Source organism: Leifsonia sp. 2TAF2, from assembly GCF_052115085.1.
Taxonomy (GTDB): domain Bacteria; phylum Actinomycetota; class Actinomycetes; order Actinomycetales; family Microbacteriaceae; genus Leifsonia.
This window is the reverse complement of record NZ_JBFRFY010000005.1, coordinates 1-21,478: the sequence shown is the minus strand read 5'-3', so window position 1 is coordinate 21,478 and position 21,478 is coordinate 1. Positions and strand designations below refer to the sequence as shown.

25 protein-coding genes are annotated in these 21,478 nt (G+C 67.5%); 11 read left to right on the top strand and 14 right to left on the bottom strand.

What is annotated here, in order from left to right:
* Positions 1 to 79 precede the first annotated feature (79 nt).
* The 4 genes from AB4Z18_RS19225 to AB4Z18_RS19210 all read right to left on the bottom strand — a co-directional run bounded on the left by AB4Z18_RS19225 (position 80) and on the right by AB4Z18_RS19210 (position 5,422).
* Positions 80 to 1,171, bottom strand: a complete 1,092-nt coding sequence (locus AB4Z18_RS19225; protein ID WP_441784376.1) for a substrate-binding domain-containing protein — start codon at positions 1,169 to 1,171, stop codon at positions 80 to 82.
* A gap of 60 nt (positions 1,172 to 1,231) precedes the next feature.
* Positions 1,232 to 2,575 carry a multiple monosaccharide ABC transporter permease gene (gene mmsB, locus AB4Z18_RS19220; RefSeq protein WP_441784375.1) on the bottom strand — a complete coding sequence of 448 codons (1,344 nt, stop codon included), beginning with the start codon at positions 2,573 to 2,575 and terminating at the stop codon, positions 1,232 to 1,234.
* Positions 2,576 to 2,577: 2 nt separating this feature from the next.
* Entirely contained in the window at positions 2,578 to 4,125 is a 1,548-nt protein-coding gene (gene mmsA / locus AB4Z18_RS19215) for a multiple monosaccharide ABC transporter ATP-binding protein (protein ID WP_441784374.1), read from the bottom strand.
* Positions 4,126 to 4,234: 109 nt separating this feature from the next.
* Positions 4,235 to 5,422, bottom strand: a complete 1,188-nt coding sequence (locus tag AB4Z18_RS19210; RefSeq protein ID WP_441784373.1) for an ROK family transcriptional regulator — start codon at positions 5,420 to 5,422, stop codon at positions 4,235 to 4,237.
* Positions 5,423 to 5,534: 112 nt separating this feature from the next.
* Between AB4Z18_RS19210 and AB4Z18_RS19205 the strand changes: the two genes are divergently transcribed.
* The 3 genes from AB4Z18_RS19205 (at position 5,535) to AB4Z18_RS19195 (ending at position 7,131) form a co-directional block, all read left to right on the top strand.
* Entirely contained in the window at positions 5,535 to 6,350 is an 816-nt protein-coding gene (locus AB4Z18_RS19205) for a shikimate 5-dehydrogenase (protein ID WP_441784372.1), read from the top strand.
* A gap of 78 nt (positions 6,351 to 6,428) precedes the next feature.
* Positions 6,429 to 6,671 carry a DUF6458 family protein gene (locus AB4Z18_RS19200; protein WP_441784371.1) on the top strand — a complete coding sequence of 81 codons (243 nt, stop codon included), beginning with the start codon at positions 6,429 to 6,431 and terminating at the stop codon, positions 6,669 to 6,671.
* A gap of 22 nt (positions 6,672 to 6,693) precedes the next feature.
* Positions 6,694 to 7,131 (top strand): MarR family winged helix-turn-helix transcriptional regulator, encoded by a 438-nt coding sequence (locus AB4Z18_RS19195; RefSeq protein ID WP_441784370.1) that lies wholly within the window; start codon positions 6,694 to 6,696, stop codon positions 7,129 to 7,131.
* A gap of 10 nt (positions 7,132 to 7,141) precedes the next feature.
* Here the strand turns inward: AB4Z18_RS19195 and AB4Z18_RS19190 are convergent, their stop codons facing one another.
* Positions 7,142 to 7,369, bottom strand: coding sequence for a hypothetical protein (locus AB4Z18_RS19190; RefSeq protein WP_441784369.1), 228 nt, complete (start codon positions 7,367 to 7,369; stop codon positions 7,142 to 7,144).
* A 93-nt stretch (positions 7,370 to 7,462) separates the two neighbouring features.
* On the opposite strand from AB4Z18_RS19190, the gene AB4Z18_RS19185 reads away from it, so the two are divergent.
* The 4 genes from AB4Z18_RS19185 (at position 7,463) to AB4Z18_RS19170 (ending at position 10,882) form a co-directional block, all read left to right on the top strand.
* Positions 7,463 to 7,861, top strand: a complete 399-nt coding sequence (locus AB4Z18_RS19185; protein WP_441784368.1) for a MerR family transcriptional regulator — start codon at positions 7,463 to 7,465, stop codon at positions 7,859 to 7,861.
* 134 nt (positions 7,862 to 7,995) lie between these two features.
* Positions 7,996 to 8,253 (top strand): hypothetical protein, encoded by a 258-nt coding sequence (locus tag AB4Z18_RS19180; RefSeq protein WP_441784367.1) that lies wholly within the window; start codon positions 7,996 to 7,998, stop codon positions 8,251 to 8,253.
* A 43-nt stretch (positions 8,254 to 8,296) separates the two neighbouring features.
* The gene (locus AB4Z18_RS19175; protein ID WP_441784366.1) at positions 8,297 to 8,860 is read left to right on the top strand and encodes a dihydrofolate reductase family protein; all 564 of its coding nucleotides are present in this window, start codon (positions 8,297 to 8,299) and stop codon (positions 8,858 to 8,860) included.
* A 90-nt stretch (positions 8,861 to 8,950) separates the two neighbouring features.
* A complete protein-coding gene (locus AB4Z18_RS19170; protein ID WP_441784365.1) occupies positions 8,951 to 10,882 on the top strand; it encodes a PKD domain-containing protein in 1,932 nt (643 codons plus the stop codon).
* A gap of 36 nt (positions 10,883 to 10,918) precedes the next feature.
* Here AB4Z18_RS19170 and AB4Z18_RS19165 read toward each other — a convergent pair whose 3' ends face one another.
* Entirely contained in the window at positions 10,919 to 11,851 is a 933-nt protein-coding gene (locus AB4Z18_RS19165) for a hypothetical protein (protein WP_441784364.1), read from the bottom strand.
* A 157-nt stretch (positions 11,852 to 12,008) separates the two neighbouring features.
* Between AB4Z18_RS19165 and AB4Z18_RS19160 the strand changes: the two genes are divergently transcribed.
* The 4 genes from AB4Z18_RS19160 (at position 12,009) to AB4Z18_RS19145 (ending at position 14,997) form a co-directional block, all read left to right on the top strand.
* Complete coding sequence (locus tag AB4Z18_RS19160) at positions 12,009 to 12,833, top strand: hypothetical protein (protein WP_441784363.1); 825 nt, start codon at positions 12,009 to 12,011, stop codon at positions 12,831 to 12,833.
* The gene (locus tag AB4Z18_RS19155) at positions 12,830 to 13,246 is read left to right on the top strand and encodes a phage holin family protein (protein WP_441784362.1); all 417 of its coding nucleotides are present in this window, start codon (positions 12,830 to 12,832) and stop codon (positions 13,244 to 13,246) included. The genes AB4Z18_RS19160 and AB4Z18_RS19155 overlap by 4 nt, the downstream gene beginning before the upstream one ends.
* Entirely contained in the window at positions 13,243 to 13,821 is a 579-nt protein-coding gene (locus tag AB4Z18_RS19150) for a DUF3618 domain-containing protein (RefSeq protein WP_441784361.1), read from the top strand. Before AB4Z18_RS19155 ends, AB4Z18_RS19150 begins: the two co-directional genes overlap by 4 nt.
* 99 nt (positions 13,822 to 13,920) lie before the next feature.
* The gene (locus AB4Z18_RS19145) at positions 13,921 to 14,997 is read left to right on the top strand and encodes a YihY/virulence factor BrkB family protein (RefSeq protein WP_441784360.1); all 1,077 of its coding nucleotides are present in this window, start codon (positions 13,921 to 13,923) and stop codon (positions 14,995 to 14,997) included.
* A 45-nt stretch (positions 14,998 to 15,042) separates the two neighbouring features.
* Here AB4Z18_RS19145 and AB4Z18_RS19140 read toward each other — a convergent pair whose 3' ends face one another.
* The 8 genes from AB4Z18_RS19140 to AB4Z18_RS19105 all read right to left on the bottom strand — a co-directional run.
* On the bottom strand, positions 15,043 to 16,362 hold the full coding sequence (locus AB4Z18_RS19140) for a diguanylate cyclase domain-containing protein (protein ID WP_441784359.1): 1,320 nt from the start codon (positions 16,360 to 16,362) through the stop codon (positions 15,043 to 15,045).
* A 57-nt stretch (positions 16,363 to 16,419) separates the two neighbouring features.
* Positions 16,420 to 17,181: an EAL domain-containing protein gene (locus AB4Z18_RS19135; protein ID WP_441784358.1), complete on the bottom strand. Its 762-nt coding sequence runs from the start codon at positions 17,179 to 17,181 to the stop codon at positions 16,420 to 16,422.
* Between the two features lie 91 nt (positions 17,182 to 17,272).
* On the bottom strand, positions 17,273 to 17,845 hold the full coding sequence (locus AB4Z18_RS19130; RefSeq protein ID WP_441784357.1) for a GNAT family N-acetyltransferase: 573 nt from the start codon (positions 17,843 to 17,845) through the stop codon (positions 17,273 to 17,275).
* A gap of 12 nt (positions 17,846 to 17,857) precedes the next feature.
* Positions 17,858 to 18,547: a hypothetical protein gene (locus tag AB4Z18_RS19125; protein ID WP_441784356.1), complete on the bottom strand. Its 690-nt coding sequence runs from the start codon at positions 18,545 to 18,547 to the stop codon at positions 17,858 to 17,860.
* A gap of 39 nt (positions 18,548 to 18,586) precedes the next feature.
* Positions 18,587 to 19,558: a class C sortase gene (locus tag AB4Z18_RS19120; RefSeq protein WP_441784355.1), complete on the bottom strand. Its 972-nt coding sequence runs from the start codon at positions 19,556 to 19,558 to the stop codon at positions 18,587 to 18,589.
* Between the two features lie 80 nt (positions 19,559 to 19,638).
* Complete coding sequence (locus AB4Z18_RS19115; protein WP_441784354.1) at positions 19,639 to 20,310, bottom strand: SpaH/EbpB family LPXTG-anchored major pilin; 672 nt, start codon at positions 20,308 to 20,310, stop codon at positions 19,639 to 19,641.
* The gene (locus AB4Z18_RS19110) at positions 20,276 to 21,205 is read right to left on the bottom strand and encodes a SpaH/EbpB family LPXTG-anchored major pilin (protein WP_441784353.1); all 930 of its coding nucleotides are present in this window, start codon (positions 21,203 to 21,205) and stop codon (positions 20,276 to 20,278) included. The genes AB4Z18_RS19115 and AB4Z18_RS19110 overlap by 35 nt, the downstream gene beginning before the upstream one ends.
* Positions 21,206 to 21,294: 89 nt before the next feature.
* A partial coding sequence (locus AB4Z18_RS19105) for an MYXO-CTERM sorting domain-containing protein (protein WP_441784352.1) occupies positions 21,295 to 21,478 on the bottom strand: 184 nt, incomplete at its 5' end.

Here is a 21,478-nt window from a genome sequence, read left to right as displayed (position 1 = left end):
GGGGACGGATCGGGAAAGGGGCCGGAGCGCATTGCGCTCCGGCCCCTTTCGTTTCACACGCGGGTGCGTGAGATACCGACTACTTGGTCAGCGGCTCCAGGGTCGGGTCGTTGGCGTATGCCTCGGCCGCGTTCTCCTTGGTGACGATGACCGGCTTCAGCAGGAACGCCGGGACGACCTTCTTGCCGTTGTCGTACGACTTGTCGTCGTTGACCTGGGGCTTCTTGCCGGCCTGCAGGTCCTTGACCATCGCGATGGCCTGCTTGACCAGGTTGCGCGTGTCCTTGTTGATGGTCGAGTACTGCTCGCCCGCCATGATGGACTTGACCGACTCGGCCTCCGAGTCCTGACCGGTGACGGTCGGAACCGGCTTGCCTGCACCCTTCACCGAGGTGATGATGGCGCGGGCCAGGGTGTCGTTCGGCGACAGGACGCCGTTGAGCTCGGTGGAGGCGTAGTTCTTCGCGAGCAGGTTGTCCATGCGGGTTTGCGCGTTCGCCGGCAGCCAGCCCTGGGTGGAGGTCTGCTTGATCTCGGTCTGACCGGAGACGACCTTCAGCGTGCCGTCGTCGATCTTCGGCTGGAGGACCTTCATCGCACCGTTGAAGAACACGGCCGAGTTGGCGTCATCCGGCGAGCCCGAGAAGAGCTCGATGTTGAAGTTCTTCTTGTCCGGGAACTTGGCCTTCATGCCGTCGAGCAGGGCCTGACCCTGCAGCTCGCCGACCTTCTCGTTGTCGTACGCGACGTAGTAGTCCACGTCGTTGGTGTTCAGGATGAGGCGGTCGTACGCGATGACTGTCGCGCCGGCGTCGTGCGCGGCCTTGGCCTGCGCGGCGAGCTGGCCACCGTCGACGGCGCCGATGATGACGACCTTGGCGCCGTTGGTGATCATCGACTGGATCTGCGACTGCTGGTCGGAGACACCGGAGCCACCGGCGTACTGGACGTCGCCCTTGAAACCGGCCTCCTTGAGTCCGTCTTCGAACAGGCCACCGGCGAGAACCCAGTTCTCCGACGTCTTAGTCGGGAGGGCGACACCGATCGTGGAGTCCTTGGCGAAGCCGGATGCCGAGCTGCTGTCCGAACCGGAGCGGCTCGACGAGCAGCCGGTCAGGGCGAGCGCGGCGGCAGCTGCGACGGCCACCGTCGCGAGTGCGATTTTGCGCATTGCGTTTCTCTTTCTCTGTGTGTGGATGGTGCAGGGGAATGAAAGCTGAGAGGAGGGGACTCAGGAGGTCAGCGAGCGGGAGCTGTCCTCAGCCGAGTCGCCGGACGGAACGACTGCAGGCTGGTCGGCGCCGGCGGCGTCGGCCTGCTGGGTCTTGTCGCGGTTGAACATCCTGCCTATCAACGACGGGCCGCCACGGCGCTTGGAGTAGACGTCCACACCGACCGCGATCAGCAGGACGAGGCCCTTGATGATCTGCACCTTGTCGCTGGTGACGCCGAGGAGCTGCAGGCCGTTGTTCAGGACGGCGATGACCAGACCACCGATGATGGAGCCGGCCACGGTTCCGATACCGCCGGAGACTGCCGCACCACCGATGAACACAGCGGCGATGGCGTCGAGCTCCCAGCCGAGTCCGTCCTGGGGACCGGACGAGACGGAGCGGGCGATGGCGATCATGCCGGCCAGTGCCGCGAGCACCGACATGTTCATCATCACGAAGAAGTTGATGCGCTTGATCTTGACGCCCGACAGCTCCGCGGCGTGCCAGTTGCCACCGACCGCGTAGATGTGGCGGCCGAAGATCGTGCTGCGGGTGATGAACGAGTACAGGATGATGAGCACGCCGAGGATCACACCGGCGACGGGGAACGAGGTTCCCACGCGGCCGCTTCCGAACAGGATGGCGGCGTAGATCACGACAGCGTCGAGGATGACGACCTTGAAGACGCTGACCCAGAGCGGAGCCTTCTCGGAGCCCATCTTGGTCTGCTTGCGGCGCGTGCGGACCTCCACCAGCGCGATGACGACCGCGATGAGGATGCCGAGCAGCAGGGTGGAGTTGTTGAAGCCGGTGTTCGGGCCCCACTCCGGCAGGAAGCCGCCACCGATGAAGGTGAAGCCGTCCGGGACGGGGATCGTGTTCGCGCTGCCGATCAGCTGGTTCAGGCCGCGGAAGATGAGCATGCCGGCCAGGGTGACGATGAACGCGGGGACGCCGACGTAGGCGACCCACCAGCCCTGCCAGGCTCCGATGGCGACACCGACGAGCAGGCCGAGGATGATCGCGAGCGGCCACGGCACGTTCCAGTCGGTCATGGACTTCGCGACGATGATGCCGACGAGTGCGGCCACCGATCCGACCGACAGGTCGATGTGCCCGGCGATGATGACCATCACCATGCCGATGGCCAGGATCAGGACGTAGACGTTCTGATTGACCAGGTTGATGAGGTTGACCGGCTCGAGCGTGGTGCCGCCTGTGAGCACCTCGAACAGCAGGATGATGACGACGAGGGCGCCGAGGATGCCGAACTGGCGACCGGTCGACTGGCCGCCTCCGAACATCTTGCCCAGGTCGCGGAGACCGCCGGACTTCTTCTTCTCGGGAATCTGTGTGGTCATGGCTATCGGGCAATCCTCTTCTTGGCGGATGTCATGCTTTTCAGGAGGGTCTCTGGCGTCGCTTCGGCGATGGGCAGCTCGTCCGTGATCTGGCCCTCGAAGATCGTGTAGATGCGGTCCGAGATGCCGAGCAGCTCGGGCAGCTCCGACGAGATGACGATGACGCCCTTACCCTGCGACGCGAGCTGCTGGATGATCCCGTAGATCTCGAACTTGGCGCCGACGTCGATGCCGCGCGTCGGCTCATCCAGAATCAGGATGTCCGGGTCGGTGAACATCCACTTGGCCAGCACCACCTTCTGCTGGTTGCCGCCCGAGAGGGTCGAGACGCCGCGGTCGACGTCGGGGGTCCGGATGCGGAGCAGCTTGCGGTACTCGTCGGCGACCGCGTACTCCTGCAGGTCGTCGACGACGCCGCGCTTTGCGATCTTCGAGAGCTTGGCGGCGACGACCGACTGCTTGATGTCGTCGAGGAGGTTGAGGCCGAGCACCTTGCGGTCCTCGCTCACGTAGGCCATCCCGTTGTCGATCGCCTCGGAGACGTTGCGGACCTGGATCTCCTTGCCGTCCTTGTAGATCTCGCCGGAGACCCAGTTGCCGTAGGAGTGGCCGAAGACACTCATCGCGAGCTCGGTGCGGCCGGCGCCCATGAGCCCGGCGAAGCCGACGATCTCGCCGCGGCGGACGTAGAAGCTGGAGTTCTTGACGACCAGACGATCCGGCACCTGCGGGTGCTGGACGACCCAGTCGCGCACCTCGAAGAACGTCTCGCCGATGTTCGGGGTGCGCTCCGGGAAGCGGCTCCCGAGCGTGCGGCCGACCATGCCGCGGATGATGCGGTCCTCGTCGACGCCGTCGGCCTGAACGTCGAGCGTCTCGATCGTGTGGCCGTCGCGGATGATGGTGATCTGGTCGGCGATCTGCTCGATCTCGTTGAGCTTGTGGCTGATCATGATGGAGCTGACGCCCTTGTGCTTCAGACCCACGATGAGGTCGAGCAGGTGGGCCGACTCGGCCTCGTTCAGCGCGGCGGTCGGCTCGTCGAGGATGAGGAGCTTGACGTCCTTGTTGAGCGCCTTGGCGATCTCGACGAGTTGCTGCTTGCCGACGCCGATGTTCTTGATCTGGGTGTCCGGGTCGTCGTCGAGTCCCACGCGGGCGAGCAGCTCGAAGGCGCGGCGCTTGGCCTCTCCCCAGTTGATGACGCCACCGCGTCCCGGCTCGTTGCCGAGGAAGATGTTCTCGGTGATCGAGAGCTCGGGGATGAGCGCGAGCTCCTGGTGGATGATCACGATCCCCTGCTGCTCGCTGGACTTGATGTCCTTGAAGCGCATGACCTCGCCCTGGTAGACGATGTCGCCGGAGTAGGTGCCGTACGGGTAGACGCCGGACAGCACCTTCATGAGAGTGGACTTGCCCGCGCCGTTCTCGCCACAGATCGCGTGGATCTCGTCGGCGTGAACGGTGAGGGAGACATCCTCCAGAGCCTTCACACCAGGGAACTCCTTGGTGATCGAGCGCATCTCGAGGATGACTGCGTTCGACGGCATCGTCGCTCCTTGGTTCTGCGTGGAAAATGATGTGCCTAAGTAGTAAACGCTATGTCTTCACTTGTCGTCAAATAGTGAAGACAACAATGCGGTAACGACTGAGGGATTCTCACTCGTTACCGGCGAGGGCGCCCTGGATGACGATGGCCGCCGCTCCCAGCGACTCGGCACGATCCCCGAGGGACGAGACCCGGACGGTCGTGGTCCCGGCGATGATCGGGATGGCGTTCTGCCGGATACCGTGCCGGATGGGGTCGAGCAGGGCGTCGCCGAGCCCCACCAGGGGCCCGCCGATGAGCACCAGTTCGGGGTTGATGACGTTCGCGATGTTGCCGATCGCCTGCCCGACGGCGGTTCCGGCGTCGCTCACAACGCGGAGCACCGCCGGGTCCTTCTCCAGCCCCCGGCGCAGGATGTCGGCCGCCGTCCGCGTTCCGCTCCCCCGGCCCAGCGACTCGAGCATCACGCTCGTCGAGGCCACGGTCTCCAGGCAACCGCGGTTTCCGCAGCGGCAGATCACGCCGTGCTCCGCCACCGGGGTGTGGCCCAGTTCACCTGTGATGCCGAGGAACCCGTAGTACGGCTGGCCGCTCAGGATGAGGCCGGCCCCGATCCCGGTGCCGATCTTGACGAAGATCAGGTTCCGCTGACCGCGGTTCGCGCCCCACGTCACCTCGGCGAGCGCTCCAAGGTTCGCGTCGTTGTCGACCATCACCGGGAAGCCGAACACATCCTCCAGCTCGCGGCGCGTGATGCCCACCCATTCCGGGAGGATGGCGCCCTGCAGCACGGTGCCGGTGCGCCGGTCGATCGGGCCGGGGATGCCCACGCCAACCGCGAGCACCGACTCCCGGGCGTACCCGCCGGCGATGAGCATCCGGTCGAGCAGCGCCGCCGCCTCCCCCACGGCGCCGAGCACGTCGTAGCCGGGTTCGAGTGCGACCTCTTCCTCGGCGATCACTTGGTAGCCGAGGGTCGACAGCACGATCCTGACGTGTCTGCGCCCGAAGTCCACGCCGACCGCGATGTCTCCCGTGTCGGTCAACCGCACGAGCAGTGCGCGGCGTCCGCTGGAGGTCACGGGCGACGTCGAGACGACACCTTTGGCCGCCATGTCGCGGACGATGTTGGACACGGTGGCGGTGGACAGGCCGGTCCCGCGCGCCAGCTCAGCCTGGGTGGACGGTCCGTTGGCGAGGAGGAACTCGACGAGTCGCTCCTGGTTCAAATGCCTGAGCGCGCCCTGCGACCCTGGATTGCGTGCGCCACGTGGGATCAGCCCCGGAGTGGCGGTCATAGCGATAAGAGTGAATGATCGAGCTGTTGTAGTCAAGCTGTGAACGCAAGAGTCCACCCCGCGGACGGGTGACAGCCCTCCCTGGGACGCCCTCGACTGCGATGATGGAGGCATGCCCATCCTGAACAAGGACATGCAGGTCTGCATCTCCCTCGCCGGCCGCCCGAGCAACATCGGCACGCGGTTCCACAACTTCCTGTACGACGAGCTGGGACTCAACTTCGTCTACAAGGCGTTCACCACCGACGACCTCGAGGGCGCTGTGCGCGGCATCCGCGCCCTGGGGATCCGCGGCTGCTCGGTCTCCATGCCGTTCAAGGAGGCCATCATCCCGCTGGTCGACAACCTGGAGCCGTCGGCGGTCGCGATCGAGTCGGTGAACACCGTCGTGAACGAGGATGGGCTGCTCACCGCCTCGAACACCGACTACGAAGCGGTCGCCCAGCTGCTCGCCGAGCACGAGGTCGACCCCGCTCAGCGGGTGCTCGTCCGCGGTTCGGGGGGGATGGCGAAGGCCGTCGTCGCTGCGTTCCGCGGGGCGGAATTCGACGACCTCACCGTGCTCGCGCGCAACGCCGAGGCCGGGTCCGCACTCGCGGAGCGGTACGACTACGCGTGGGTCGCGGCCGACCCCGAGCCCGACTTCGACGTCATCGTCAACGTCACCCCGCTCGGGATGCGCGGCGATTCCGAGGACGTCCTGGCGTTCGGCCTCCCGTTCATCGAGCGCGCGTCGACCGTCTTCGACGTCGTCGCGTTTCCCTCAGAGACGCCGCTGATCGCGGCCGCGAGAGATGCCGGCACCTCTGTCATCACCGGCGCCGAGGTGATCGCCCTGCAGGCCGCGCGGCAGTTCGAGCGCTACACCGGAGTCCGTCTGAGCCCTGAGCAGGTCGCTCGCGCATCCGAGTTCTCGCGGGCCGAGTAGGGCTCCCGTTCGGGTCGGGGTACTGCGCGCCGGTCCGCTGCGGAGTAGCTTGAGCCCGAGCGTGAAGGAGCGTGGCGCATGGGCATCGGAAGCGGCATCTTCATCTTCGTCGTCGGCCTCATCCTGGCCTTCGCATTGCAGGTGCAGGTGAGCTGGATCGACCTGAAGACCACCGGGTACATCCTCATGGGCGCTGGCCTCGTGGTGTTCGTCATCTCGCTGGCGTTCGCGCTGCGACGGCGACCGCGCACGGTCGTCCGGCAGAACGGCGTGGATCCGGTCACTGGCGAGCGGGTCGAGCGGCGCACCGATGACTACTGACACACGGCCATACAATGGCCGGATGTCCGACGACCTCCTCGCGCTCGAGAATCAGGTGTGCTTCGGCCTCGCCGTAGCCGCGCGCAGTGTCATCGCCTTGTACCGGCCGGTGCTCGAGCCGCTCTCGCTGACGCATCCGCAGTACCTCGTGATGCTGGCGCTCTGGGAGCGTGAGCCGCGCACGGTGAAAGACCTGAGCGACACCCTGGCTCTGGAGCCGGCCACTCTGTCCCCGTTGCTGAAGCGCCTGGAGGCGACCGGCTATATCGAGCGCAAGCGCAGTGCGGCGGACGAGCGTGCGCTCGAGGTCCGCTTGACGGAGGCCGGCCGAGCCCTGCGGGAGGAGGCCGAGAAGATCCCGTCCCGGATCGTGGCGCGACTGGGCCTCCCGGTGTCGCAGCTGGAGGGTCTGCGCGAGAGCCTGCACACGATCATCGGTGCGGCTGCGCGCGTCGAGTGACGCCTGCTGCTCAGGCGGCCTGTGAGGGTGCCGGGCACACGAGACGGGTCGCGTCGCGCTGACCGCCCGGCCGCAGCACCTCGTGTTCGGTCATCGGACGTCCGCACATCGGGCAGGGAGCAGCGGCAGACCGCTGTTCCGGCGCCTCCGGGTGGCCGGCGCCCAGCTGGGCCGGTCCGGCGATGCGGATGAGCTTCTCGTTCCAGCTCGAGTACCAGCTGGCGAAGCGTCCGGGCATGATCCCCTCGATTCATTAGTGCACTAACCAATAGTGTACTCCATTTGGACCCTGTCCTGAAGGTCAAGGTCTACGCTGACCTCGGAGGACGACATGAGAATCAGCGAACTGGCCGAACAGGCCGGGGTCACCGTGAAGGCCGTGCGGTACTACGAGCGGCTCGGTCTCGTCTCACCGACGCGGCTCTCCAACGGCTACCGCGAGTACGGCGACGAGCACCTGCGCGCAGTGCTCGAGATCCGCGAACTCGCCGCGACGGGCATCCCGCCGGGCAAGGCGCGGCCGTTCATCGACTGCCTCGGCTCCGGCCATGCACACAGCGACGAGTGCCCGGCGTCGCGCGACGCGTATCGCGACGGCCTGGCCGAACTGGATGCGGCGATCGCGTCGCTCGAACGCCGCCGCGAACTGCTCGCGAGCAGGCTCGACGGAGCCGAGCACCGCATCCCCGAGGCTGCGCACGGCTGCGGGTGCACCGTCGGGGCTTCCTGACACCCGCGCGGATCATCCCGTGGGATGACCCCGCCACTACCTCCGGTCGATGCCCCGGCCTGCCCCCTGCCGGTTGACTCGACAGTGTCGACGCGAGCTTCCGGCTCACGGCCTCGACGCGAAGGGGGAGACCGATGACGACACTGGGCCACGGACTGCGAACCGCACCGATCCTCGGTACGGCATCGGTCCCGGTGAGGCGGCGAGCGCGGGGGCTGCTCGCCGCCGTCACCGGCAACGCCTACCTGCAGCTGCTGGTGACGCTCGTGCTGCTCGCGGCGGGCGCCGCGCTGCTGACCCTCGGAATCGGCCTGGCGCTCGATGCGGTCGTACCGTTGATCTTCCACGACGAACTGCACGCCCTCACAGCCCTCCTGCCGCAGCTCGGCTGAGTGACCTCTGGCCGCTGGGCCGCCGCCGCTCTAGAGTCCCTGCATGGGACGACTCATCTTCGGAGCCATCGCGTCGATCGACGGCTACACGGTGGACTCCTCCGGCTCTTTCGAGTGGGCGCAGCCCGACCCTGAGGTGCACGCCTTCGTCAACGACCTGGAGCGCGACGTCGGCACGTACCTCTACGGCAGGCGGATGTACGAGACCATGAAGGTCTGGCAGGACCTCCCCGGGGAGGGCGACGACGAACCGGTGATCGCGGACTACGCGAATGTGTGGCGGAGCGCCGACAAGGTCGTGTACTCCTCATCGCTCGCCGAGGTCACGACGCCCCGCACGCGGCTCGAGAAGCGATTCGATCCGGAGGCGACCCGGCGGCTCATCGCCGAGTCGGACAGCGACGTCTCGGTGGGCGGACCGACCCTGGCTACTGCCGCCTTCGCCGCCGGTCTCGTGGACGAGGTGCACCTGATCCTCGTGCCCGTTGCGGTGGGCGGCGGCACCCCTGCGCTGCCGCACGACCAGTTCGTCCGCCTGGAGCTGCGCGAAGCACGACGATTCGCCGGCGGCACGGTCGCACTCCAGTACACCGTCGAACATTCCTGAGCAAACCTCGCCTTCTACTCCCCGAGCGAGCGGCGCGGCGCTACCCTGTGCGCGAAGGCCCGCAATGAAACGGGCCGGGGAGCGCCTGCGATGGTCAAGCACCGAGTACTCGCGGCGGCCGGCGTCGTCGCCGCTGCCGCCCTCCTGAGCGTCGGCCTCCCGCAGGCCGTGCAGGGCGTCTCGCCCGGCGCGAGCAGCGTCCACTTCACCGCCTCCGGCGATTACGGAACGGCCGCGTCGTCACAGGCCGTCCTGGCCGGCGTGAAGACGCTCGCCCCCGACCTCCATCTCGCGCTCGGAGACTTCTCGTACAGCACGACCGGGCAGGAGCAGGCCTGGTGCGACCAAGTGACGCAGAAGGTCGGAGCAGGATTCCCGTTCGAGCTGGTCTCCGGAAACCATGAGAGCAACGGTCAGAACGGCAACATCAACGACTTCTCGGCCTGCCTGCCGAACCAGCTTCCCGGTGCCGTCGGCACGTACGGGCGGGAGTACTACGTCGACGTGCCCCAGGGTTCGCCGCTCGTCCGCTTCATCATGATTTCGCCGGGTCTCCCGTTCACGGACGGCGTCTGGAGCTACGCCGCCGGAAGTTCGCACTACACGTGGACGCAGTCCGCGATCGACGGCGCCCGAGCCGCGGGAACGCCGTGGGTCGTCGTCGGCATGCACAAACCGTGCCTCTCGCTGGGCGACTACGGGTGCGAGGCCGGCTCCGACATCATGAATCTGCTGACATCGAAGCGAGTGGATCTGGTGCTGACCGGGCACGAGCACCTCTATCAGCGGACGAAGCAGCTCGCCCTCGGCGGCGCGTGCTCGTCTGTCATGCCGGGCACGTACACGCCCGGCTGCGTCGCCGACTCCGACAGCACGCTCGTGAAGGGTGCCGGCACCGTCTTCGCGACGGTGGGGACCGGCGGCAACGGCAACTACGCCGTCCACCCGGACGACAGTGAAGCCGGATACTTCGCCTCCTCCTACGGGAATCCGGCGACACCCACCTACGGATCGCTGGATGTGACGGCGAGCGCGACACAGCTCAGTGCGTCGTTCGCCCGTGCGGCCGGCGCGGCCTTCTCCGACAGCTTCGTCATCGGACCGCCCGCGGCGGGCAACCAACCGCCCAACGCCGTCTTCGCGTCGTCCTGCACCGACCTCGCCTGCTCGTTCGACGGGACGGGCTCGACCGATCCCGATGGAACGATCACCTCGTTCGCCTGGGACTACGGCGACGGCGCAACGGGGACCGGCGGCTCCCCGTCGCACTCCTACGCCTCGGCGGGCACCTACACCGCGCGCCTGACGGTGACGGATGACGGCGGAGCCACGGCGGTGGCGACACGCTCCCTCACCGTGACGGCTCCCCCGCCCCCGGCAGACACGCTGGCCGCCGACTCCTTCGAGCGCTCGGTGACGAGTGGATGGGGAGTGGCTCCGACCGGCGGCGCCTGGTCGGTTGCGGGAAGCTCGTCCCTGTACTCGGTCTCGGCCGGGACGGGTCGCATCCAGTTGCCCACCGGATCGGGCGGCACCGCTCGGCTGCCCGGGGTGAGCGCGACCGGCATCGACCTGCGGCTCGCGGTGGCGATCGACAAGCTGCCTTCCTCGGGAAACGTCTACGTGACGGTGCAGGGCAGACGAATCGCCACCGCGGGGTCGTACGGCTCGAAGGTGATCGTGTCGGCGGCCGGGAAGGTCAGCATCCAGATCGTCCGGGTGGATCAGAGTGGCGGTAACGAAGTGGTCGTGCAGACGTCCGCGGCCGTGCCGGTGACCTACGCGGCCGGAGCCCGCCTGAACATCCGGATGCGGACGACCGGCACAGCGCCGACCCTGATCGAGACCAAAGCATGGCTCGACGGAACCACCGAGCCCTCGGCCTGGCAGCGGTCGGCGACCGACAGCACGGCTGCGCTGCAGGGGCCGGGCGGACTCGCCGTCACCGGCTACCTCTCAGGCGGCGTCGCCAACGCGCCGGTGACCATGACGGTGGACGATCTGACCGCGACGAAGCCCTGACCCTTCGTCGCGGTCATCCCGTCAGGCGGCATCCCGTCAGGCGGCATCCCACCAGCGCAGCACCCGCAGCGCACGGAGGGTGAGCCAGCGGCTCTGGAAGCCCTCCATGTCGAACTCGACGATGACGGATCCTTCGTGGGTGTTCTCCAGCACCCAGCGACCGTCCTCATCCGCCTTGCCGCGGACCAGCTCCACGGCGTCGGCGAGACGCGGGTCGCGACGGTCCTGGACGCGGAAGTGCTCGAGGCCGCGCAGCACGTCGTGGTACCAGCGGACCGGATACGAGAGCATCGTCATCCGGGGATCCGGGATGGAGCCGTCCGAACGGCGACGGTAGAGACCGCGCTCCAGCAGGTACTCCTCACCCGCCTCGACGACTGCGCTCGCACGCGGATCGTCCCCACCCGCCTTCATCCACGCCCTGAGCCCCTCCACCGAGCAGATCGTGGAGTGGAAGGAGGACACCCGCGCGCCGTACTCCGCCCAGCAGTTCCAGCCGCCGTCCGAGAGGCGCGACTCGATCAGCGTCTGAGCGATCCGGTCACCGCTCTCCCCGAAGTACACCGCGATGGTCAGGGCCACGCCGTTGATGCACGGCTCGGTCTCCCCATCGAAGTACGGTTCCCCGGCGTGCTCCCAGCGAACATTTTCACGGACACGTTGCACCGCCCGCCGCGCTTCCGGACTCTCCGGGTCGAGCCCGAAATCGACCAGTTGCTGGAGGCTGAAATGCGTTCCGCTCCAGGCGTCGAAGCCGTCGCGCGCCGGGGGGATCCACCCGGGTCGGTAGGTGCCGCCGTCCCACAACCCGTCCTCCGCCTGCTCGGCGAGGAACGCGGCACCCCAGCCCTCGCGGGCCACGCGCGAGCGCTCGGCGGCGACCTCCTCCGGGGGCGAGCCCACGAGATCCTGCATGACCTGCCAGCGGATGGCCGGGTCTGAGTCCAGAAGCCAGTCGACGACGCTCATGCGCACACCATACCCACGGGCCCCGACGGGCGGCAGGGCTTCGCGCGCAGCTACCCCGCAGATGAGACATCGTCAATGACTGGACCCGCTTTCCACCGGTGTCTTGAGTGGGCCGCACATCCCAACCGGACACATCCATCGAAAGGAAAAGTCAGTCATGACCATGTCAGACGACCAGTCCGCGGACACACCGATCTTCGACAGCAGGCGCGACGCCATCGATCCGGAGGCCGGACTTCCCGAGACCGTGCAGCCCACCAGCGCGACCGTCGGCGGTACAACCGCAGGCAGCGCGACGGGCAGCGGGTCGAGCGGCAGCCAGGGAGGCGTCCGCGATGAGGCGAGCCGCGTCGCCGGCTCGGCTGCAGAAGCCGGCAAGGACGTCGCGGCCACCGCCAAGGAGCAGGCGAAGAACGTCGCAGGCGAGGCGAAGTCGCAGGCCAAGGACCTCTACGCGCAGACCCGCGAAGAGCTGCGCGACCAGGCGGCCCAGCAGCAGGAGCGCGTCGCCAGCGGTCTCCGATCCGTCGGCGACGAGCTCGAGCAGATGGCCTCGGCCTCCGAGTCCGGCGGCGTCGCCAGCGACCTGGTTCGCCAGGCCGCACAGCGCACGCACTCCATCGCCGGCTGGCTGGACGCCCGCGACCCGGGCTCGCTGATCGACGAGGTCAAGTCGTACGCACGACGCAACCCCGGCACCTTCATCGCTGCCGCAGCCATCGCTGGCGCACTCGCCGGCCGGCTGACCCGCGCCCTGGCGAGCGGAGGAAACTCCGACTCGGGCAGCAGCGGAGCCGGCAATGCCAGCGGCTCCACCGGAGTCGCGGGCACGCAGGGCTACACCGGGGCGGGCTACACCACGCCAGGCGCCGTCGGTGGCGAAACCGTGGGCGGTTACAGCACCACGACCGGCGGCCTGTACGACGACGGCAACGATCTCCCCGAGCTCCCGGGCGCGGGCTACACCGGAGGCCGGGCATGACCGACCAGCCCAGCCCCGCGGAGGAGCGCGCAGCGAACAACTCGCTGGGTGACCTGCTTGGAGAGGTCAGCCGCGACCTCTCGACGCTCATCCGGCAGGAGATGGAACTCGCCAAAGCCGAGATGCGGCAGACCGCGACGCGTGCAGGAAAAGGCGCCGGCCTCCTCGGAGGAGCAGGCTACGCGGGCCTCATGGCCGTGTTCTTCCTGTCCATCGCGCTGTGGTGGGCCCTCGGCTACCTGGTCGGGAACGCCTGGTCGGCGGTCATCGTCGCCATCATCTGGGCCATCGTGGCGCTCGTCCTGTACCTGGTCGGGCGCAAGCAGCTGGCGACCGTCAAGGGCGCCCCGCAGACCGTCGAAACGGTCAAGGAAATCCCGCAGACACTGAAACCGAACGGAGAGAACCGATGAGCGACGACCCCGACGCGATCCGCGCCGACATCGAAGCCACCCGCCGCAACCTGAGCGGCGACGTGGACGCACTGGCCGACAAGGTCACGCCCAGCAAGATCGCCCAGCGCCAGACGCGCAAGGTGAAGGGCGTCTTCCACTCCATCAGCGAGCGGGTCATGGGATCCGCCGACGACATCACGAGCAGCGCAGGAGGAGCCATGTCCGATGCGGGAAACACCGTCGCTGACGCCGGACGAACCGTCGTGAACAAGGCGCAGGGCAACCCGCTCGCGGTGGGCCTGATCGCCTTCGGCGTCGGCGCGCTCGTCGCATCCCTGATCCCCGCCAGCACCAAGGAGCAGGAACTCGCCTCGTCCGCGAAGGACGCCGCGCAGCCCCTGCTCCAGGAGGCCGCGGAGGTCGGCAAGCAGGTCGCCAGCGACCTGAAGGAGCCGGCGCAGGACGCCGTCCAGGCGGTCAAGGAGACCGCGCAGGATGGCGTCTCGACCGTCAAGGACGAAGCGGCGGACCGGGCGGGCGCCGTCGCAGACGACGCGAAGCAGACCGGACAGCGCCTGCAGTCCGACCAGTAACACTCCCCCCACACGCGCGGCGGAAGGCCATCCCCCCGGCCTTCCGCCGCGTTTTTTCATCCCCTGATGACCCCCGACCCCACCGAGAGGACCCCCGCGATGAGCGAAATCGGTGCCGGCAAGCGCCTGGCCGATGCCCCCTCCCCGGAAGACGACCGCAAGCCGGACAGCCCTCCGCACCTCGACAAGCCGTCGTGGAAACTGATCTTCAAGCGGACCATGCGCGAGTTCAGCACCGACAAGTGCACCGACATTGCAGCGTCGCTCACCTACTACGGCATCCTCTCGCTCTTCCCCGGCCTGATCGCCCTGGTATCGCTGCTCGGCGTCCTCGGCCAGGGGAAGTCGGCGACGGACGCCATGCTCGGCATCATCAAGGGGGTCGCCCCGGGATCGACCGCCAAGCTGCTGCAGGGACCGATCGAGAACGCGGTCAACTCGCCGGCGTCCGGGTTCGCGCTGGTCTTCGGCATCGTCCTCGCGATCTGGTCCGCCTCCGGGTACGTCGGCGCCTTCTCTCGTGCAATGAACCGCATCTACGAGATCGACGAAGGCCGGCCGTTCTGGAAGCTGAAGCCGCAGCAGCTGCTGGTCACCGTGATCACGGTCGTGCTGGTCACGATCGTGGCGCTCATCCTCGTCGTGTCCGGTCCGGTGACGAAGGCCATCGGCGATGCGCTCGGACTCGGCACAGCCCCGCGCATCGCGTGGGAGATCGCGAAATGGCCGCTGCTGCTCATCATCGTCGTCGTGATCATCGCCATCCTGTACTACGCGGCGCCGAACGCACGTCAGCCGAAGTTCAAGTGGATCAGCATGGGCGCCCTGATCGCGATCGTCGTGTTGGCGGTGGCAACGTTCCTCTTCGCGTTCTACGTGGCGACGTTCGCCAACTACGAGAAGACGTATGGTCCGCTCGCTGGCGTGATCGTCTTCCTGCTGTGGGTGTGGATCGCCAACCTCGCGCTGCTGTTCGGGGCCGAATTCGACGCGGAGACCGAGCGCGGTCGTGAGCTTCAGGCCGGCATGGAGGCCGAGGAGACCATCCAGTTGCCTCCGCGCGACACCCGCCTCAGCGAGAAGTCGGCGGAGAAAGAGGACAAGATCATCGACGAGTCGCGTCGGTTGCGCGAGGAGGCCGCCGCGTCCGACGACGACGGGCCGCAGGAGCGCTGACGTCGGCCGGCGTACGCGTCAGCCGACCGAGCGTTCGGCGACCGTTCAGCCGACCGGGATGCCGACTACGCGGTTGCCTCCGGCGTTCTTCGCCGAGTACATCGCGTGGTCCGCCTCGCGGATCAGCCGGTCGGGAGTCCACGCGGGGTCCTCGGTCCGCGCGATCGACATCCCGATGCTCGCGCTGATCGGGAAACCGGCGGGGATGCCGGTGAACGGCAACTCGATGGCGTGACGGATCCGGTCGGCGACTTCCTCTGCCGCCGCAACCTCTGGCACCTCGCACACCACCACGAACTCGTCGCCGCCGTACCGCGCGACCAGGTCCTCCTGGCGGACGGCCGCCTGCAGACGTTCGCCGACCTCCCTCAGCAGGAGGTCGCCGGTGTGATGGCCGAGCCCGTCGTTGACGCGCTTGAAGCCGTCCAGGTCGATGAAGAGAGTCGCCACCAGCGTCGAGGTCGACCGCTGGTACTCCAGGAGTTCGGTCTCCAGCAGCCGCCGGTTCGGCAGGCCGGTCGTCTCGTCGTGCATCGCCGCGTGTTCCAGCTGGCGCTGCAGGCGCAAGGTGGTGATCGCCTGGGCGGCCTGGCCCGCAAGCGCGTCGGCCAGCGGCGCGGCCTCGGAGTCGAACTGCCGCGGGTGGAGGAAGAACGCCGCGAAAAGGCCGAACAGCACATCGTCGTGCTGGATGGGCGCGACGAGCACGGCGTCGACACCCGCGTCCCTCATCGCCTGCCCGAGCACCGGCGCGATGGCGTCGGCCGCCGCCGTCCCGCTGATCGTGACGACGTGACGCAGCGCTGAGGCCTGCGTCACCAGCGAGGCGGTCTGCTCGAGAGAGCGCATCGGGTTGCTGCCCGAGGCCTGGGTGAACCCGCCGGTCTCATCCAGCAGGAACACCGCCGCCTGCTCGGCCTGATACGCCTTCGCGACGGTCGTGGCCAGGATGTCGACCAGCGCCTGCTCGGAGGTGGCAGCCGAGAACGCGATCGACGAGTCGATGATCAATTCGAGTCGGTTGCGCGTACGCTCCTGCAACGTTTGCGACCGGACCAGCTCCTCTTCGCGCTCGGCACGCTGGGTCGCATCCACCAGCACGAGCACCTCGCCGTCGTCGGCTGGACGACTCCCCACGATGACCGAACGTGAGGTGCCGTCGACGTTCGCCAGGCGAATCAGCCCATCGGAGCGTCCGCCGATTGCGGGGATGCGGGTGCGCAGCGAGGCGAACGGCCGGCCTGTCAGTTCGCGCAGCGAGAGTCCGGTCCACTCGACGAAGACGTCGTTGGCATCGCGGATCCGACCTTCGCCATCCAGCTCGAGGAGGGCGCAGGGCAAGTCGTCCGCTGCAAAGGGCCGCACCGCTACTCTCCTTCGGATGGCTGGGCCGCTATGCGGCGGGTCGATACATAGACGAATTTAGCGCACGAACGAATGCAGCCAGTCCTCGAAGACGTCGGGTGGGGACGGCCGGGCGATGTAGTAGCCCTGTGCACGATCGCATCCCGCATTCTTGACTTCGGCCAGTTGCTCCTGCGTCTCCACGCCTTCGGCGACGACCCGCATCCCGCTCCCGTGCGCGACGGTGACCGCGTCGGCGACCGCCGCCCAGTCGCCGCGGGCGAGCAGGCTCCGGTCGACTTTGATCTCCTGGGCGCGAACGGCCACGGCGCGCTCGATCGACGAATGCCCCGAACCGAAGTCGTCGATCGAGACCGTCACGCCCCACTTGCGGATGATGTCGAGCCGTCCGGCCACCACTGCATAATCGTCGATGCGCTCGGCTTCGGTCACCTCCACGATGAGGTCCGCCGGCGGGAGCTGTGACTCGGTCAGCTGGCGCTCCAGCTCGTCGAAGAAGAGGTCCGTCTCCAGTTGCAGCGGCGAGACGTTGACGGCGACCGCAAGCTTTACTCCGCGCTCCTGCCAGCTCCGCCCGATACGGCAGCACTCGCGCAGCGCGAAGAGTCCGAGTTCGTGGATGGTGCCCGTCGCCTCCGCCAGCGCGACGAACTCCGCGGGAGGGATGGGCCCGCGCGTCGGGTGCGTCCACCGGCACAGGCCCTCGACCGCGACGACCTGACCGGTCGCGACGTCGATCTGCGGTTGTACGTAGACGTCGAGTTCGCGTGCGGCGATGGCGTCCGACAGTTCTCGCGCCTCCACCTCGCACGTCACCACGCGACCTCCTTGCCCGCCACCGCGGCGGTTCCCGCTGGCGATAGTGCCCGCGTGCGGGCCCCCTGTCAACAGGCGCGGAGGTGCGGGGCTGTTATCGGAAGGTGGGGCGCGGGTCGGTGCTCAGCACGCTCATCAGGATGGAGTCCGTCCATTCGCCGTCCCAGAACAGGGTGTCCCGCTGCCGGCCTTCGACGACGAATCCGGCTTTCTCGTACGAGCGGAGCGCCCGCGGATTGAACGCGTAGACGTCGAGCTGCACGCGATGAAGCCGGATGCTCGTGAAGGCGTGATCGAGGACGACGGTCATCGCTTCGGTCCCGTAGCCGCGGCCCGGAACGCCCGGAAGCAACGCGATGCGCGTGTTCATGGATGCGTTCTCGTCGTCGAGTTCGTTGAGGACGATCTCGCCGAGGTAGCGTCCCGTCGATGATTCGAGGATGGCCCAGTCGGCCCGATCGGGCGCCGTCCGGATGCGTGCGAGGTGCTCACGGACCGCCGCCTCCGTGAATTCCGTCCGCGTGCCGGTTAGGCGGAGGGTCTCCGCGTCGGCGAGGCCGGACCACACGGCCTCGAAGTGTTCAGGACCCATTGGCACCAGACGGATACGTGGGCCGTCGAGGGGTCGTACCGCTGTCAGCTCGCGAGGGTCGATGTCCGGGACCATAAGGCGTTCCGCTCAGGCGTTCCGCTCAGGCGGGCGGTAGTCCTCCTGAGGGAATTCGGCGTCGACATCTCCGGTCGGGTCTTCTTGGCGGAACGTGTTCCCCACGCTCGGGCCCGAGCCGATCGGCGAGAAGGCGACGCGGTCCCCACGAATGCTGCTCTGGTAGGTCTTCCTGCGTCCGTCGACGGGCAGTTCGATCTCCGCGGGCGGGTGTCCGTCGTCGAGCGGGATCGCCCGCTGGGTCGTCGTTCCGTCTTCTTCGACGAAGTCAGCGATGCCGAAGGTCAGGTGGCCGCGGTCGAAGGAGACGCGCACGAGGAGGTAGGTGCGGAGCTCGTCGTCGCTCAGCCCGTCCAACTCCCGGACGAGCGTGGCGACCGCGTCCGTCTGTCCGTGGGCGTCTTCGGCGCGCCTCTGCGACGCCCAGGCTTGTACGTGCGCGGCGAGATCGTCGAGCGCCGCCTCGTAGGAGGTCGGCGAGGTGCCGCGGATACCGTACTCGCCCCAGTCCGCCCAGTACCTGTCGTGCTCGTCGTCGTGTCCGACCGGCACGACGACGGGAACGGCGGCTGTCCGGGATTCTTCCCACGCCGCCAGCTCTTCGGCGGAGAACAGGGACCGCAACTGCCGGATCGCGTCCTCGTCGTCGAGTCCGGCGGCGGATGCGAGGATGGCCCGCTCGAAGAACGCGTTGTCGTCCACTGCGCTCCTTTCGTCGTCACCAGCATCCCACCGGGCGGCTCAGGTCGTGGTCAGCGGCTCTCCCTGCGGACTTCCCTGGTCGCCCCGCTCGTCCCTCTTCTTCTTGCTCGCTTTCTTCCCTTTCTTCTTGGCGTCGGGATAGCTGAGTCCCGCCCACCGCGCGTAGAGCCCGATGAGGAGGAGAGCGGCGAGGTACAGGACCGCCCACCAGGGGAACTGGAGTGCTGCTTTGGTGTTCTTTGCGGTGTCCAGGTCCTTCGCAGGTGTCGGGGTGACGCGCTTGCCCGTTACCAGGATGCGATGCGTGTTGATGCCGAGGGGCGTGCACGTGACGAGGGTTACGAGGTCGCGCCCGGCTTCCTGCCGGAGGGTGGTGGTGTCTTGCGGCTCGACGACGCGCGTGTCGATCACCTGGTAGGTGAGGACTTGGCCGAACGTCGTGAGGATGAAGCGGTCGCCCTTTTCGATCTTGTCGAGCTCGGTGAACATGGCCGCGCTCGCCAGTCCGCGGTGGGCGGTGATGACGGAGTGGGTGTCTTTTCCGCCGACGGGGAGCGATGTCCCCTGCAAGTGGCCGGCTCCCTCGAGGAGGGCCGCGTCGCTGGTGCCGTGGTAAATCGGCAGATCGACCTTGATCTTGGGGATCTGGATGCGCGACATCGTCCGGTTGGGTGTGTTCAGCATCTTCCAGTAGTCCCAGCTCTTCTTGCTGCTGGTGCCGTTTCCGGTGGGGACGTTCGTGTTGGCTTCGAGGACCGCGCCACTGGACAGCGCCTCGTTGTAGCGGTGTGCCTCGGCGAGCTGTTCGGACGCCTTGGGCTTGAGGTTCTTGACTGTGTCGCTGTATTTGCTGATGACGAGCGACTGGTTGTAGGCCGAGAGCCAGCTGGCGGCAGGCGAGTAGGTGAGGACGCTCGCGCCGGTGAGGGCAAGCAGCGTCGTGATGACGAGCAGGACGTTGAGGCGCCAGCGGCGGCGGGGCCGACCGTGGCGGGGTAGGTATTTGGCCATAGAAGTTCGGGGCTTCCGTTAACGGCGAACGGCCGGGGCGGGCCGGCTGGTTGCCGGCCCGCCCCTTCCGATCCGCGTGGTTACGCGTTCTCGCGGTTCGCGTTGCGTCGGCGGATGATCATGACGCCACCGAGCGCGATGATCAGCAGCGCGATGCCGCCGATCGTGAGCGCCAGCTGGGCGTTGGATCCCGTGAACGGCAGCTCGGGCGCAACCTGCTGCGTGTTGTCGATCGTCAGGAGGACCGTCGGGCTGCCGTCTGCGGTGACCAGCACCGCGGTGAGAGCGGCGGCACCGCTCGGCAGGACGAAGCCGTTCGGGGCCTGGATCTCCTTGAGTACGTAGCAGCGGTTCATGAAGTCGTGTCCGGCGACGGTCGTGTTGGACACGGTGCCATCGGCCGCAACGGTCTTCTCGGTGTCTCCCACCCATAGGCCTGGGATCGCAAGCTTTCCGGTGTTGTCGGAGGTGGCGATGAACGGGTTGCCGTTGGCGGGGTCGGTGACCTTGGTGAGGCCCGTGATGTCGGCCGTGCAGCCCTGGTCGGTGGTGCCCATGTAGATCTCGAACTGCGCACCGAAGAGGCCGTCGCTCGCGTTCTTGGCGTTGACCTTCTTGATGTTCACGTCGCCCCACCGGGTGGTGACCGTGGTGGAGGGGGAACCGTCGTTGCCGTTCGGGCTGCCCGGGGTCAGGGTGAAGTCGTTGAGGTTGACCTCAGCCTGGTTGTCGATCTCGCCCGGGGCGTTCACGGCGGCCCGGCACGTTCTGTCCGGCCCGGACCTTGGCAAGCCCGGCCGCGGTGAAGGTCACCGTCAGCTTCTGGCCGGTCCAGACCGGGGTGAAGTCGGTGCCGGAGACCAGCGCCGTCCCATCCAGGGTGACCGTGACCGCGGTTCCGGTCGACGGGGTCAGCTTGGCATCCAGCGTGTCGGTCATGACCAGCTTGTCGTAGGTCTGACCGGCGGCCAGTGCCGGAACGAGCTGCGTGACCGTGTAGTCCACCGGTGCACCAAGCAGGCCACCGTTGGTCGGCTGGTTGACCACGTTCTTGACCGGACCCTGCGCGGTGGTGTTCTTCGGGTACACGTTCACGTCGTAGACCCAGTCGCCGTCGCCGATTTTGTGGTTCTTGGGCGTCGGCAGCGTGATGATGAACGGCGCCGCCTTCTCCACCACGTTCGACGGAGCCGAGACCTCGCGCACGAAGTACGCGCCGAGCGGCAGCTTGCCAGACGATGCCGTACCGGTAGCATCCGTGGCCGTGAGTAGGGTGCACTGGCCCAGCGGGTGCGAGCCTACGAACTGCCCGGTCACCGCCGCCAGCTTCTGTGCCGAGGTGACCGCGTTGATCGCATCCCAACCGGTGTTGGTGCCATCCAGCAGGTTGATGTCAGTGATCGGGCAATACTCGAACACGACTCCCTCGATTGGCTTCGTGGTAGGGAGCTTGCCGGTACCGTCCGGGGTCCCATCACCGTCACCCAAGTTCTCGAACTTATGGACGATGATCGTGCCCTGCTGAGCGGTATTGATAGAGGCCGCATTTGCCGCCGTAGCAGCGCCCACAGCGCCCACCACACCCAACGACAGCACCGCCCCAACGGCCAGGACAGCGCGCCCTCGACGCCATGTGATTGCAGACATTACAGTTTTCTTTCCTTTCCGACCCGGCACGAGATGTACTGGGAAGTCGATCTGAGGGGACACGTGAGCCGTCGCGGAGTGCGTCGACATCACGAGCCCTCAGGCATTCCGGCGGTCCGGCGGCGGCGAAGCAGCTGCCAGCCGGCCAGAGCGAGCACCGAGGCCAGCAACCCGCCACCGGCGAAGGTCAGGGCATCCGTGCCCAACCCGCCCGTGAGTGGGATCACCGGAACCGGCAGCTGCTTATTCACCACATCGGGCAGGTTCAGCGTG

What these genes read in the sequence shown, in the direction of transcription:
- AB4Z18_RS19175 (WP_441784366.1), top strand. Translation starts at nt 8,297, where the DNA reads ATGGGACGACTCATCTTCGGAGCCATCGCGTCGATCGACGGCTACACG.
- AB4Z18_RS19190 (WP_441784369.1), bottom strand. Translation starts at nt 7,369, where the DNA reads ATGCCCGGACGCTTCGCCAGCTGGTACTCGAGCTGGAACGAGAAGCTC.
- AB4Z18_RS19155 (WP_441784362.1), top strand. Translation starts at nt 12,830, where the DNA reads ATGACCGACCAGCCCAGCCCCGCGGAGGAGCGCGCAGCGAACAACTCG.
- AB4Z18_RS19205 (WP_441784372.1), top strand. Translation starts at nt 5,535, where the DNA reads ATGCCCATCCTGAACAAGGACATGCAGGTCTGCATCTCCCTCGCCGGC.
- AB4Z18_RS19130 (WP_441784357.1), bottom strand. Translation starts at nt 17,845, where the DNA reads ATGGTCCCGGACATCGACCCTCGCGAGCTGACAGCGGTACGACCCCTC.
- AB4Z18_RS19120 (WP_441784355.1), bottom strand. Translation starts at nt 19,558, where the DNA reads ATGGCCAAATACCTACCCCGCCACGGTCGGCCCCGCCGCCGCTGGCGC.
- AB4Z18_RS19145 (WP_441784360.1), top strand. Translation starts at nt 13,921, where the DNA reads ATGAGCGAAATCGGTGCCGGCAAGCGCCTGGCCGATGCCCCCTCCCCG.
- AB4Z18_RS19200 (WP_441784371.1), top strand. Translation starts at nt 6,429, where the DNA reads ATGGGCATCGGAAGCGGCATCTTCATCTTCGTCGTCGGCCTCATCCTG.
- mmsA (WP_441784374.1), bottom strand. Translation starts at nt 4,125, where the DNA reads ATGCCGTCGAACGCAGTCATCCTCGAGATGCGCTCGATCACCAAGGAG.
- AB4Z18_RS19110 (WP_441784353.1), bottom strand. Translation starts at nt 21,205, where the DNA reads ATGTCTGCAATCACATGGCGTCGAGGGCGCGCTGTCCTGGCCGTTGGG.
- AB4Z18_RS19185 (WP_441784368.1), top strand. Translation starts at nt 7,463, where the DNA reads ATGAGAATCAGCGAACTGGCCGAACAGGCCGGGGTCACCGTGAAGGCC.
- AB4Z18_RS19150 (WP_441784361.1), top strand. Translation starts at nt 13,243, where the DNA reads ATGAGCGACGACCCCGACGCGATCCGCGCCGACATCGAAGCCACCCGC.
- AB4Z18_RS19165 (WP_441784364.1), bottom strand. Translation starts at nt 11,851, where the DNA reads ATGAGCGTCGTCGACTGGCTTCTGGACTCAGACCCGGCCATCCGCTGG.
- AB4Z18_RS19170 (WP_441784365.1), top strand. Translation starts at nt 8,951, where the DNA reads ATGGTCAAGCACCGAGTACTCGCGGCGGCCGGCGTCGTCGCCGCTGCC.
- mmsB (WP_441784375.1), bottom strand. Translation starts at nt 2,575, where the DNA reads ATGACCACACAGATTCCCGAGAAGAAGAAGTCCGGCGGTCTCCGCGAC.
- AB4Z18_RS19160 (WP_441784363.1), top strand. Translation starts at nt 12,009, where the DNA reads ATGACCATGTCAGACGACCAGTCCGCGGACACACCGATCTTCGACAGC.
- AB4Z18_RS19225 (WP_441784376.1), bottom strand. Translation starts at nt 1,171, where the DNA reads ATGCGCAAAATCGCACTCGCGACGGTGGCCGTCGCAGCTGCCGCCGCG.
- AB4Z18_RS19195 (WP_441784370.1), top strand. Translation starts at nt 6,694, where the DNA reads ATGTCCGACGACCTCCTCGCGCTCGAGAATCAGGTGTGCTTCGGCCTC.
- AB4Z18_RS19180 (WP_441784367.1), top strand. Translation starts at nt 7,996, where the DNA reads ATGACGACACTGGGCCACGGACTGCGAACCGCACCGATCCTCGGTACG.
- AB4Z18_RS19210 (WP_441784373.1), bottom strand. Translation starts at nt 5,422, where the DNA reads ATGACCGCCACTCCGGGGCTGATCCCACGTGGCGCACGCAATCCAGGG.